Source organism: Malacoplasma iowae (genome assembly GCF_900660615.1).
Taxonomy (GTDB): Bacteria; Bacillota_I; Bacilli_A; order Mycoplasmatales; family Mycoplasmoidaceae; genus Malacoplasma; species Malacoplasma iowae.
The window spans coordinates 105,563-119,873 of the sequence record NZ_LR215023.1 but is presented as its reverse complement, the minus strand read 5'-3'; the positions used below and the strand labels follow the sequence as shown (position 1 = coordinate 119,873).

The following is a 14,311-nucleotide window of genomic DNA, read 5'->3' as shown; positions in this document are numbered from 1 at the left end:
ATTTTTTTATTGGTTTTTATCTTCTTTGATTGATTCCAATTTGTTAATTGAATCTTGAATTTCTACTTGATCATTTTCCTTTGCATCTAATTGAACAACTTCATTTAAGCTTTTGATTTGTTCAATAGATTGTTTTATCAATGTATCAATTTCATCAAAGTTTGGTAATTCATCTTGTTTACTTTGAATTAAAATTGGTGCTTCATTTTTAAATTGTGAATGATTACCATTGTTATCAAATTTAGTATCATCAACAAATTTATTTTTATGAAAACCACCAGAAGAATTATTATCTTTTAAATAGTTTTCAAAAGTTGGGTTGTTTTGATTATTGCTTCCACCCAAAAAGATAACTCCATCAGATTCATTTGTTTTTGGATTGTTATCTTTTAATAAATTATTAAAATCATCTCTAAGTTTGAAAATTTCTTCATTAGCATTGTTTAATTTTTCATTAATATTTTTTTCTAAAACGTCATTAATTTTATTATCAAAATTTTCACCATTAACTAATGATTTTAGTTCGTTTAATTCATCAGATATTTTGTTCATTTGTTTATTTGATTCATTTATTTGATCCATTATATTTGCAGCTAAACTCTCACTAATATTACTAGAACCATTAAAATTATCTTTGTCATAAACAAAAGTTTTAAGATTTTCTAAATCGTTTGCAAATGCTATAACATTTTTACTTGTTGCATTTATTTGATTTGATAAATTAGATAATGAAGATTTTATTTTTTGGTTTTCTATATTTAACTCTTTTGATAAGTTTTGATTTAAGCTATTAATTTGGTTTATAGCATTAGATATTTTTTCATCTATTGAACCAACTGTATTTTCAATTTTTTCATTTGCTTCATCAATTTTCTCATTAGTTTCTTCTAGCTGTTCATTAATTAAAGATTCTCTTTTATCAAATTCTTCAAATGCAAATTTTATTTGACTTGAAACTTTGTCAATGATTTCTCCACTATTTGTAGATAAAGAATCAGCATTCTTTTTATAGTCAATCTCAATTGAAGAAATTTTTTCATCTAATAAAGATATTTTTGAAAAAATATCTTCTTTTAATTCTTCAATAATTGAGTTGTTAATTCCAGGATAATTTCTATATCTATCAAATTTATCATCATTACCTTTAGAATTGTTTTTTTGTCATTGGTTGTCATATGAGTATGTTTTAAAAAATTCACCAAATTTATTATCAATATGATTTTTTAATTTTTCTGTTTGTAAATCAATTTGGTTTTCTTTAAGTTTCTCTTCAATATAAGCATACTTCATTTCATTTTTTAAATTATCAAGTTTTACTTCAAGGATTTTATTATCCATTTTATTAGCATAGATACCATCCCTAACAAAACCCAAATCGACACAATTTAATAAATGTTTATCATTCATTAAATTGTGTGCCATTATTTCTTTTCTAAAAGGACCATATAATTGATTATTGTTCTTAACATAAGAATAACCATCTTCATCCATATCACTTTTTTGTTTTGAATTATTTTTAGATTTGTCTTCTGAAGATGATTCTTTATTATGTTGATCTTGAATTAAGCCTCTTCTCTTTTGAGCAAGCTCTTTATCTTTAAGATTCATTTGTGATTTTATTGATCCAAATAGTCTATTAATATTATTTGGATTACTTAATCACTGTTCCAAATCCATTTCTTTCCATTTCCTATTGAATGCCATATTATATATTTCATTCACATATTCATCATTATCTATTTTATATTTTGCAAATAGCATTTCTCTAACTTTTCTTTTAGGTAAATAATTAGCAACAATATTAATATTATTAGACTCGTTATCTCTAAGGTTATCAGAAATGATATCACTTATTTTTTCACTAATAGTTAAGCCATCATTTTCAGGTAATTTTGGTTCATTTTTAACAGTATCATTGTTCGTCAAAACATCAGATACTGTATTCACAACATCATTAACATTTTCATCCATTTTTTTATCAAGAATAGATGAAAAATTATTACTATTTAATCTTGGAGAAGATATAGTTTCAATGATGTCAAAATCTTTAATTTCTGAAATTATTTTGTCTGTAAAACTTTTTTTTTCAAAACTATCAATTACTTTTGTTTCGCTAGAATTACTCATTTTTAGTCCTCTAAAAAGTAAAAATCATATAAAATAGATACAAAAATATCTATTGTATATGATAACTTAAAAAAATAAAATTTTATTACTTTTTTAACTATGTACTTGTTTATTTAACCACTAAAAAACAAGTATATTATGTCATATTGTTAACAATTAGATTATAACTAATCATCGCTTAATATTTTCACAAAAGTATCATGTGGAACACTCACACTTCCAATAGCTTTTAGTTTCTTTTTTCCCTCTTTTTGTTGTTCTAGCAATTTCTTTTTTCTTGATATATCTCCACCATAACATTTGGCCAAAACATTTTTTCTCATTGCTTTTATTGTTTCTCTAGCAATTATTTTTCCACCAATTGCAGCTTGAATTGGAACTTCAAATTGATGTTTTGGAATATGGTCTTTTAATTTTAAACAAATTTTTCTAGATCTATCAGCTGCAAAATCTCTATGCATAATCGATGAAAGGGCATCTACTTTATTTCCGTTTAAAAGAATATCAACTTTAACCAAATCTTGTTTTCTATAATCAAGGATTTCATAATCTAATGTTGCATAACCCTTTGAAACTGATTTTAATCTATCAAAGAAACTATACATAATTTCAGCAAGTGGAATGTGGTATACAACTTTCCTTCTTGTCAAATCAATGTTATCTAAAGAAATGTATTCACCCCTAGATTTTTGGCAAAGATCCATAATGTTTCCAAGATAAGTTTCTGGAACTATTATTTCAACTTTTGCATATGGTTCTCTAATTTCTTTATAATGAGTTTTATCTGGTAATTTGTTTGCAGAATCTATATCAACAATACTCCCATCATTCATAAGAATTTTGTAAACTACCGATGGTGTTGTTGCTACTAAAGAAATATTAAATTCTCTTTCAATTCTTTCTCTAATAACATCCATATGCAATAAACCCAAAAAACCACAACGTATTCCAAAGCCTAAAGCTTGAGATGTTTCATATTCATATGTTAAAGATGAATCAGATAAAGATATTTTTTCTAATGCTTCTTTAAATGGTTCATATTGGGCTGTATCAATTGGATATAATCCACAATAAACCATAGGTAAAATCTTTTTATAACCTGGTAGTGGCTCATTTGATGGGTTTTTAGCATTTGTAATTGTGTCACCAACATTAACAGATTTTATTGTTTTAATTGAAGCGGCAATTCAGCCAACTTCTCCTGCAACAAGTTCATCTTTAATTTTTACTTTTGGAGTGTTAACACCGACTTCAGTAACAACAAAATTTTCTTTATTTGACATGAATTGGATTGTATCTCCAACTTTTACAGTACCATTTTTTATTCTAACCAAACAAACAGCACCTCTATATGCATCATAATAAGAATCAAACACTAAAGCTTGTAATGGTTTGTCTGCATCAGAATCAAGTGGTGGGGGAATAAGTTTAACAATTGCTTCTAAAATATCTATAATGTTAAGACCAGTTTTTGCTGAAACCAAAGGGGCAGTTGAACAATCCAATCCAATTACATCTTCAATTTCATTTTTGACTTTTTCTATGTTTGCTGTAGGCAAATCTATTTTGTTTATAACTGGAATGATTTCTAAATTATTTTCTAAAGCTAGATAAACATTTGAAAGTGTTTGGGCTTCAATCCCTTGTGCTGCATCAACAATTAATAAAGCACCTTCACAAGCAGCCAAACTTCTTGAAACCTCATAAGTAAAGTCAACATGACCAGGAGTATCTATTAAATGAAAAACATATTCTTGATTATCTTTTGCAAGGTAATTTAACTGAACAGCATTTAATTTAATGGTAATACCACGTTCTCTTTCAATATCCATTGAATCAAGAATTTGATCTTTCATTTCTCTTTTACTTACACCATTAGTCAATTCTATAATACGATCAGATATCGTTGATTTTCCATGATCTATGTGAGCAATAATACTAAAATTTCTAATATATTTTTTATCCATAATATTACTCAAACCTTTCACCTATAACAAAGAAAGAATTAGAACTGAAGTTTTTAATATTTATTCTGTTTTTTCCTTCAATTTGAAATTCTACTATTTTAATAACAAAATCTAATGTATTTATATATATTCCATCTTTTTTTATATCAACTATTTTACCTACTTCACCTTGTGATGGAATATTAGTTATTTCACATAAAAAAATTTTAATTGATTTGTTTTTATAAAACAGATAACCACCCGGTTTATCCGCCAAACCTCTAACTCAGTTTTTAAAACTATTTGCATTCAAATTTAAATTTAATTTTTCTTGTTCTCTTTTAATGTTAAGCGCAAAACTTACTTTAGATTCATCTTGTTTTATTGGTTTTAATTTTCCCGTTACAATATTTTCTAATTGTTCATATATTATTTTGTAAACAACATCATTCATTTTCTTAAAAAGAGTTGAGGTATTATCTGATTCTTCAATCATAATTTTATAATCTATAAAATAATCACCAGCATCCATTTCTTTAATTGTTTTCATAAGAGTTACACCTGTTGATATTTCACCATTTATAATTGCTCAATGAATGGGTGCACCACCTCTATATTTTGGCAAAATTGAAGCATGGGCATTTATACAACCATATTTTGGTATTTGTAAAATTTTTTCAGGAATAAATTTTCCATATGCACATGTAACAAATAAATCAGGTGAAAGATTTTCTAATTCATTAGAAATTTCACCTAATTTATTTGGTTGATATATAGTTAAATTATTTTCAATAGCCATTTTTTTTACAGGACTAAATTCTACTTCTTTTTTTCTTCCTGATACTTTATCTGGCTGACAAATTACAGTTTTAACATCAAAAGCATTGTTGTCTAATAGGGCTTTTAAAGCATAAGATCCTATTTCTGGTGTTCCCATGAAGACAACACTTATTTTTTCTTTTCCTTTTGAACTACTTCTTTCTTCTCTCATTTGTCCTTGCTCTTTTTTGTTTCTTTTTTTGTTGATGATTTATTTTTAAATAATTTGTTAATTATATTTCTTTGTTTTCTTTTTTCTTGTCTTTCAAGTTCTTTTTTTAATTTAGCTTCTTCAGCTTCTTTGATTGGTAAAATTCATTCTGCTTCTTCTTTATAATTTCTTTCCCCAAGAATGATAATTTTTCTTTCATTTTCTTTTCTGTTTATTTTTACATATTTAACTTCACATTCAATTGCTCTTGGTTTATCAACTTTTAAAGTTTTAGCATTTCTTGTTGTGAACAAAACAACATAAAGCTCTCTTTCTTTTTCAATTTTAGGTTTTTTACCTTCAGCTTTAAGTTTTTTATTTTCTATTTTTTTTTCTTGTTTTCTTCTTTTAATTTCTTCTTTTTGTTTTTTTTGCTCTTGTTTTGGTAATGATCTATTAATCAAATCTGGATTTAATCTTTTGGCAACATAAGTATCAATTATTTCTTTACCTTTTTCTTCGTTGTCTCTTAAAAAATCTTTAACAGCTTTTCAAACTTCATCACCTTCGTGTCTTTGTTTAGGACCATTAGAAGAACTTTCTTTTTGTTTCTTTTTTTTATACAAAAAGAATGCAACAACTATTCCCCCAATTAAAAGTAATGGTAAGAAACCAAAAAGCGAATTATTCATTTTTTACCTCAATAAAGTTTATTATTAAATTGCTATATTAATAATTACATTAATATATTATAATATATATTATGTATTGATAATAAATTATTTAAAAGAGGTTAATATGGCTAATATAAAAGGCAATGAAAAGAGACATATTCAAGACGAAAAAAGAAATTTGTTAAACCATATGCAAATGTCTGCTTTAAAAACTCAAATTAAAAAAGCTCAATCAACAAAAAAACAAGAAGAGTTAGATAAAGCTTATAAAATGATTGATTCAGCTTTGTCAAAAGGTATTATTACTAAAAACAAAGCTAATAGAATGAAATCTAGATTATCATTGTATGTTGCAGGAAAAAGCAACAGAACTAAAATAGAGAAAAAACCAAATACAAAAAAATCTGTTTCAGCTTCAGCTAAATCAACTGCAGCTAAAAAAACTACAAAAAAATCTTCAACATCAAAAACAACATCAAAAAAAGCAGCAAAAAAATAATTAGGTATTAACAAAGAAATTAAAAGATTAACTTCTACTTCTTGAATATCTGCTTTCTTTAAAAGATAGCAACTAATTTTCATTAACAAATATCGTTAAAAAATACATTGGTTATGCCAATGTATTGCTCGATTGACATGTGAAGTGCAACACTCAAAAAAGAGTGTGCACTTCATTTGTTTTGTTTGTAAGTGTTCACTAATAAAAAGATAATGAATATTAGGAGTGCTTATGAAAACTTATAAACATTTAACAAAAGAAGAAAGATGCTTAATTTATTTTCTTTGAAATAAAGAAAAATATTCTATGAATAAGATTGCAAAAATCTTAAATAAAAACAAATCAACAATATCAAGAGAATTAAAAAGAAACACATCTTCAACAGGGATTTATTATTCATCAACTGCTCACAAAAAATACATTAGAAGAAAATCAAATTGTCATATGTTTTTTATGTTGAAGTACAAAAACTTCACAGATCTTTTTATTCAAAAATTTAATCCTAAATCTCATGGTGTAGAAGCTACAATTTTTTGAATAAAAGAAAACTATCCGTTAGTTAAAGTTCCAAGTGCTAGGCAAGTATTTAGATGAATCAATAGCAAGATTTGAAAGATACAAAGAAGAGATTGTTTAAGAAGAAAATATGTTAAAGGAAAAAGAAGAAAAATAGGTATATTTTCTAAAATTGATGGAAAATACTGCATTCCTTATAGTCTAAGACCAGAAAAGATAAACAATAGAAAAGAATTTGGACATTGAGAAGCTGATCTAATAGTTAGTAAAAGGCAAAGTGGTTATTACCACTTATTGACATTAGTGGAAAGAAAAACAAGGTTGGCAATTATTAGAAAAATAAAAGGGAAGAACGCTAGATCAATGATGGCTAAAATGTATACCATTATTCGAGATGAAAAACTCCCAATAAAAAGCATCACTGTTGATAATGGGTTAGAGTTTCAAATGATGGGAATAACTGCAAAACAATTCAACTTTAAAGTTTATTATTGCCAACCTTATTCTTCATTCCAAAGAGGGTCCAACGAGAACATAAATGGGATAGTTAGAAGATGATATAAAAAAGGAACTGACTTCAGTTTAGTAAGTGAAGATAAAATAAAAACTCTTGAATGAAAAGTAAACAACATCCCAAGAAAAATGTTTGGTTATAAAACAGCTTACCAAATGTATCAAGAAAATATTTAAAACAAAAAAACTCTCAACTTATATTTCAAAGTCGAGAGTTTAATGTAACATTGAAGTGTTGCACTTCACATGTCAGTTAGGGAAAAATACATTGGTTATGCCAATGTATTTTTTAATTACTTCACTTTAAGAATGCTTTTTTCTTAGCGTTATCAAGATACATTTTAGATAAAGGTATTAATCCCAAAAGAATAATCATTTGAAAAGGAGCTTTTACAGACTCTTTGATAACCCTTGGAATTAAATAAAAAGAAAAACCATATTTAATAAATGATGGAGATTGTATTCCATTATGTGAATATTGGTAATAAAGTGGGGCGGTTATTGTTCCTAAAACAAAAGAAAAAATGATACTAATAACAAACACCAAACTTATAACTCAAAAACACAAAATTATTTTTGATGTGTCACATTTTTTTATTATAAAGAAAATAATAATTTCCATTATTACAAAAAAAGTTAAAATTGCTCCTAATACAATATATTTCCCATAGCTAAAAAAAACTTCATCAAACTTGGTTTTACTTTCAAAACTTGACTGATCTAATCAAAACAAAAGGGTTACTATCCCAATTGTTGTAAAACCTATCAATATTAATTGTTGGATTATTATTTCTACAATAAACTTAACATTTAATTTGATTTTATTTTTTGTAGAACTATCAAATTTATTTTTATCTTTTAAATAGAATTGGTTTTTAAGACCTATATTTTTTGTATCTTTAAAAATATCTTTGCCAATTCTAATGGTACAAATTGAAGAAAAAATTCCAGAAATAAATCCAACCATTGGTTCTTGGATTGCATATAATCAAAATCATAAAAAAGTTGGTCTTATTAAATAACTAATTGTATCTGTCAAAATACCACATATAAAACCAAAAACAGGTCCATAAATTCAACCAATTACTATTACTGGAATTCAAGATATTGAAATATTTATTCCAACAACTGGTAAGTATACAGATACAAACCCAAGTGCTAATCTTAACCCTATTAATATTGAAAGAATAACAATTAAATTAACATGCTTAAAAACTTTTATAGGATATAAAGGGAAAAGAAAACAAATAATACCTTTGGGTAAAATTTGTTTTCTTTTAAAACTATTATTAGTTTGGTTTTGCTGCATCTTTGTTATTTCCTGATTTTAATTCATCCATAATTTGAGCAAGTTTTGCGTTGATTCTTTCAATGTCTGGTTTTGGAGAGAATACTAAACCCAATATGTTAACAATTAATGCAATACCAAATAAACCAACTTGAATAAAATTACATATAATAAAACCATTAAAACCAATTTTTTGTTGAGAGTTACTTTCAACTATTGAAATATTTTGATACAAGAATGACACTGTTATTTGAGAAAAGAAAAAATAAATTATTATAATCAGCATCATGTAACCTAAAAATTTATTATATGAATACTTTTGATTATCATTTTTTAATGGTTTCAAAAATATGTATCCAATTCACAGAAATAATAAAGCATATATTATTTGAGAAATTAATGTGAAATAGTTTATTGTTAAAACATCTTCTTTACCAGCACTTGATATTTTAATACCATTAGATAACAACAAGAAAATACCAATTAGTATTGAAATTAAAGCTAATCCAATAGCAACACCAGAAATTATATATTTGATAATTCTTATTATTAATGGTTTAGTTTTGTATTGATAAAACTCACCTGTGTTTACCATTTGTTGCAATCTATTTCTTGCAACCATCATTTGCATTTCATTTTGTCATAATTGATAATTTTCTGGTGAATTAAATTGATTTCCCATACCATTTTGAAACATTGGTGGAACCATAGGGTTTGCATTCATATTATCATTAACTTTTGAATCAACTGTTTTGTTGTCATTAGAACTAATATTTAATTTAATATCATCTTTTTTAAATTCACTTAATGGTTTTTTAAACATGTTTTGAACATACACTGATAAATAATTAATATCATCAACTATATCATCTTGATTTGAATAATTTAACTCAATAAATTCACGTTTGCTTCCATTAATATCATTTAATTTTTTTATTCAAAGATCAGCATCACTTTCTTTGACCTTAGCTTTTTTCTCAATAAATTTTAAAATCGATATTTGTTTTAAGACTACATCTTCAAAAGTTTCATCTTTTAACTTGTTCAAAAGAGCTGAACTATTAAAAATAATTTTTAAATTTGAATCAATCTCACTTAAAAGTTTTTTTGAATTTTTTATTTCCATCTTATGCCACCCCACTAAGCAAGAACAATTTAAGAGAAGTATCAAAATCTTTTTTTCCTAACATAACATCCTTCTCAAGGTTTAATAATTGATTTAAAAGTGAATCAATTTTTTTAACATCTATTTGATATAAGAATTTAGCCCAATTATCAATCTGAAATTTTAAGATCTTAAATTCTTTTACAATTACATCAAAACTATTATGCATATCAAAATGTAATTTATATAATTTTAACAAAAATAATTGTGAAACCATAACATTGTAAATTTCTCTTAAATCAGATCCTTTTTGTTCAAACAATTGCATTTGCAAAATAAGATCTTGGTAATTATTTGAAAAGTAGTTATCAATAAGATTAAATACATTGTCATTAATATTATTTTCAATAATAGAGTCTATGATATCTCTATTTAATTTTTTTATATCTCAAACTACTAATTTATTTAATTCTGACATAATGCTATTTGCATCATTTGGTAAACGTTCATTTAAATAATCAATCAATGCACTTGGAGCAACAAATTTTTTGTAGTTTAAATAATCTTGTATAAATTTTTTAGATGTTCATTTATTTAATTTTTTTAAATTATGGCAATAAGAAAACAAAGATAATAAATATTGGTCAGTTGATATTTTATTCATACATACATAAATATTTTTTTCTTTTATTTTTGATAATTCAATTAAAAAATTTATTTCTGCTTCTTCTGGTTGGTTTTTTTTAGTATAAAAACTTGTGATGAAAACATTGGTTTTCTCATCACTAGAGAAAAAATCATATTGCATTAAATCATCAATTATTTTTTCTCTTTCCTCAAAATCATAAACATATATTTTTGGCTCAATATTTTTACATATTTCCATTTTTTTAAATTCTATTAAGCCAATATCTTCAGATAATATCAATTCCATATAGAAATTATATATGAAATACAAAATTTATCATGATAATATTTTTAATTATTTTCTCCAAATTTTATTATCATTTACTTTATAAAAAAGTAGATTTAATGATCATATAAAAATTAAATATAAAGGAAAATAATTTACAGGTATTATTGGTAAGGTTATAACAACATTTATGTTCTCTGATAGTAAAACCATCTCCTTAAAAACTTGATAGAAAAAATTTAAAACATCATATGATGGAATCATAAATGTAAAAAGTGCAATGAAATAATTAGCTAGTACAAGAGGGGAAAATATATAGCTATAAAAGAAACCTAATAAAGATATTTTTTTATTCATATTACTAATATATGGTAGTAAATAAATATTTATTAAAATGCTTATGATAATAGAGTTAAGTAACAGTTTTTTATTTCATTTAAAATTCATAAATAAAACAAATAAAGAAATATAAGTCATTTGAAAACTAAATTGTGACAAGCTTTTTGGTGCTAATAAAAAAATTACAATTATTGATATTCAAAGTTTTGGGTTTTTATTTTTAAACTTAAAACCCGAAAGAATAAAAAATATTAATGCTCTAAAACTTCCAATGTTGAAATTATTTACATAACATATAAAAAATAATAAGAAAAAACTTATTGGAAAATATAATCATTTTTTCACAAATATTTTTTTAATAACTAAAGCTAAAAAACTAATGTGGATACCACTAATAATGAATAGGTGTAATAAAGATAGGTTAACAATCTTTTTATACAACTCGTTTACAACACTATTTTTATAACCAAATAATATTAGATTTAAAAACGAACCTAGTTCTTCACCATAGTTATTTGTATTAAAATTGATTAAATAATCCCTTATAGAAAAACCAACTAAATTATTTAATCACTCCCCTATTAATATTTTTGAATTTTTGTTTATTTCAAGTATTGACAAACTAACAAGCATAGCTAAATAAAAGTTCACTAAAACCAAAAATCTATTGTTACCCTTTATAATGTGATACCCAAAATAAGTTAGCAACAATAAAATAAATTGTTCATGATTATAAAATCCAATAGCGAACACAATTAAGGCTAATGCAAAATATTTTAAATCAAAGTATTTATTCAAATTAAAAACTCCCCATTTACTAAATAGATAAAATGGGGAGAAACTATAAATTATTTAAAAATTTTTTTAATTTCATTTAATCTGTCTGTGTAATTTTTTAATTTCTTTTTTTCTTCTTCAACTTTTTCTTTTGGTGCTTTAGAAACAAAATTTTTGTTAGCTAAAATGTTTTGTGCTCTATTAATTTCAAATTCTAAAAATTTTATTTCCTTTTCAATTTCTTCTTTTTTGTGTTCACTATTTTGATAATCATTATTAATGATTAAACTAAGACCATCAAGAATATGGGTTGGTTTTTTGTGAGAATCAATAATATCTTTAACAACAATATTTTCAGATAATAAAATGTTTTTTATTTCTTCTTTGGTTGCATTGTTTTCATTATTAAATTCTTTAGAAATTAAAACTATTTCAAAAGTATCTTTTTTAGCTAATTTATTTTCAAATCTAATAACCCTAATTAAATCTATTATTGATAACACTTTATCAATAATGTGTTCTTTTTTTCTAAAATTAATTTTTTCAAATAATTCAAACACAATTGATTCTTTGTTTTTATTTGGCAATTCATTATACAAATAATATGTAATAAAAGGACAAGCTGGATAAAGTAACTTTAAAATATTTTTCATTACAAAATTAAGAACATATAAACTAGCTAAATCTTTTTTGTTTATTCTACTTTTGTTAAGTTCTATATATGTATTACAAAAATCATTTTTTACAAAATCAGTAATGTATTTTAATCCAACTAAAAGATTATATTTATCAAAATGTTTTGTAGATTTATTTGTTACATCAATAAGTCTATTTAATATTCAAATATCAAAATTAGAATAGTTTAATTTATCAATTTTATTTAAATCAATATTTTCAGAATTAATTTTTATAAATCTAAATGAATTTCATAATTTGTTTAAAAAGTTTCAGCATGATTCAACTTTCTCTGGAAAATATTTAAGATCTTCTCCTGGTGATGATGACGAAAGCAAAAATAGTCTCAAAGCATCAGCGCCATATTGTTTTATCACGTCATTAGGGTCAACACCATTACCTAATGATTTTGACATTTTTCTTCCAAGATGATCTCTAATTAATCCTGTAATATAAACATTTTTAAAAGGCATTTGATTACTAAATTCCAAAGAGAATAACATCATTCTTACAACTCAGAAAAAAATAATGTCAAAACCTGTAACTAATACATCTGTTGGAAATCTTTCATGTAATTTATCTTTAAATCCATTTAAAGTTAAAGGTCATAATCCAGAAGAGAATCAAGTATCTAAAACATCATTATCTCTAACATAATCACTTTCGTTTTTTGGGGGTTTTAATCCAACATAAATTTCATTTGTTTTTTTGTGATATCAAGCTGGTATTTGATGCCCTCATCATAATTGTCTTGAAATACATCAATCATGAACATTAACAAGTCAATTGTTTAGCATCTTATCAAATTTTTTAGGATGAAATACTGTGCTTTTGTTAGACTTTTGTCATTCAATAATTTTCTTAGCATAGTCATCCATTTTTATAAATCATTGTTCTGATAATAATGGTTCAACAATTTCATTTGTACGTTCTGAATATTCTACAACACTTTTAATGTTCTCAACTTTAACAAGCAAATTATTATCACTTAAAAATTGAGCCACTTTGCTTCTTGCTTCTAATCTATCAATACCTTTAAATTGATTTGCTTTTTCATTTAATTTACCATCAAGATCAATACAACTTTCAATTTTTAGTTTGTGTTTAATTCCTAATTCATAATCATTAAAATCATGAGCTGGAGTACATTTCATTGCACCAGTACCAAAATTTTTATCTACATATTCATCTGTTAAGATAGGAATTGGTTTTGATGTTAAAGGATTTAAAACTTTTTGATTAACTTTATTTTTATATCTATTATCTTTAGGGTTAACAAAAATACATTCATCAACAAATATAGTTTCAGGTCTTGTTGTTGCTATTGTTAAAAATTCTTTTTTATTTGATTCATAATAATATTTTATGTAATACATTTTAGAATCAATTTCTTTTTTAATAGCTTCTATATTTGATATAGCAGTCTTTAATTTAACATCTCAATTAACTAACTTTAATCCTCTATAAATAATCCCTTTTTCATATAACTTGACAAAAGCGTAGTTAACAGCTTCATTAGATTTTTCATCTAAAGTAAATCTTTCTCTTTCATAATCTAAAGACATCCCCAAACCTTTTCATTGGTTTCTAATTATATTTGCAGTGTCTTTTACTCATTCATGTAGATTTTTAAGATTATTTTCTCTTGTTTCATTTAAATTAAATTTATTGTTTTCTCTTAAGAATGCTTCATATTTTGTTTGAGTAGCAATTCCAGCATGATCCATTCCTGTTAAAAGCAAACTATTCTTACCTTTTAAATTATTGTATTTAATTAAAAAATCTTGAACAGAACAATTTCAAGCATGACCAATATGTAATTTTCCTGTAACATTTGGAGGTGGAAAAACTATTGTAAAAAAATTATTTTTTGCTTTAAATGATATATCATTCTTTCTTTGTAAATCTTTTTGAATAGAATCACTTTCTTCACACAGTAAATAATCGTACTTAATATTCATTGTATACT

The 14,311-nt window shown here is 24.4% G+C and carries 11 protein-coding genes; 2 read left to right on the top strand and 9 right to left on the bottom strand.

Going from position 1 to position 14,311, the window contains the following annotated elements; all coding sequences use genetic code 4:
• Nucleotides 1–6: 6 nt before the first annotated feature.
• The 4 genes from EXC57_RS00560 to EXC57_RS00545 all read right to left on the bottom strand — a co-directional run bounded on the left by EXC57_RS00560 (nt 7) and on the right by EXC57_RS00545 (nt 5,735).
• Nucleotides 7–2,127, bottom strand: a complete 2,121-nt coding sequence (locus EXC57_RS00560; RefSeq protein WP_004025189.1) for a hypothetical protein — start codon at nt 2,125–2,127, stop codon at nt 7–9.
• A 167-nt stretch (nt 2,128–2,294) separates the two neighbouring features.
• A complete protein-coding gene (lepA, locus tag EXC57_RS00555; RefSeq protein ID WP_004025190.1) occupies nt 2,295–4,094 on the bottom strand; it encodes a translation elongation factor 4 in 1,800 nt (599 codons plus the stop codon).
• A gap of 4 nt (nt 4,095–4,098) precedes the next feature.
• Nucleotides 4,099–5,064 (bottom strand): methionyl-tRNA formyltransferase, encoded by a 966-nt coding sequence (fmt, locus tag EXC57_RS00550; RefSeq protein ID WP_004025191.1) that lies wholly within the window; start codon nt 5,062–5,064, stop codon nt 4,099–4,101.
• Nucleotides 5,022–5,735, bottom strand: coding sequence for a DUF5385 family protein (locus tag EXC57_RS00545; RefSeq protein ID WP_004025192.1), 714 nt, complete (start codon nt 5,733–5,735; stop codon nt 5,022–5,024). Before EXC57_RS00545 ends, fmt begins: the two co-directional genes overlap by 43 nt.
• A gap of 106 nt (nt 5,736–5,841) precedes the next feature.
• Between EXC57_RS00545 and rpsT the strand changes: the two genes are divergently transcribed.
• Complete coding sequence (gene rpsT, locus EXC57_RS00540) at nt 5,842–6,216, top strand: 30S ribosomal protein S20 (RefSeq protein ID WP_004025193.1); 375 nt, start codon at nt 5,842–5,844, stop codon at nt 6,214–6,216.
• Between the two features lie 231 nt (nt 6,217–6,447).
• Nucleotides 6,448–7,422, top strand: coding sequence for an IS30 family transposase (locus EXC57_RS00535; RefSeq protein ID WP_129692495.1), 975 nt, complete (start codon nt 6,448–6,450; stop codon nt 7,420–7,422).
• Between the two features lie 112 nt (nt 7,423–7,534).
• On the opposite strand, the gene EXC57_RS00530 is transcribed toward EXC57_RS00535, so the two are convergent.
• The 5 genes from EXC57_RS00530 to EXC57_RS00510 are packed head-to-tail and all read right to left on the bottom strand — an operon-like array spanning nt 7,535 to nt 14,303.
• Entirely contained in the window at nt 7,535–8,554 is a 1,020-nt protein-coding gene (locus tag EXC57_RS00530; protein WP_036452508.1) for an ECF transporter S component, read from the bottom strand.
• Complete coding sequence (locus tag EXC57_RS00525; RefSeq protein ID WP_004024639.1) at nt 8,535–9,659, bottom strand: hypothetical protein; 1,125 nt, start codon at nt 9,657–9,659, stop codon at nt 8,535–8,537. Before EXC57_RS00525 ends, EXC57_RS00530 begins: the two co-directional genes overlap by 20 nt.
• Nucleotide 9,660: 1 nt before the next feature.
• The gene (gene holA / locus EXC57_RS00520) at nt 9,661–10,572 is read right to left on the bottom strand and encodes a DNA polymerase III subunit delta (protein ID WP_004024640.1); all 912 of its coding nucleotides are present in this window, start codon (nt 10,570–10,572) and stop codon (nt 9,661–9,663) included.
• A 48-nt stretch (nt 10,573–10,620) separates the two neighbouring features.
• Nucleotides 10,621–11,688 carry a ComEC/Rec2 family competence protein gene (locus EXC57_RS00515; protein ID WP_129692509.1) on the bottom strand — a complete coding sequence of 356 codons (1,068 nt, stop codon included), beginning with the start codon at nt 11,686–11,688 and terminating at the stop codon, nt 10,621–10,623.
• A gap of 50 nt (nt 11,689–11,738) precedes the next feature.
• A complete protein-coding gene (locus EXC57_RS00510) occupies nt 11,739–14,303 on the bottom strand; it encodes a valine--tRNA ligase (RefSeq protein WP_129692508.1) in 2,565 nt (854 codons plus the stop codon).
• Nucleotides 14,304–14,311 lie beyond the last annotated feature (8 nt).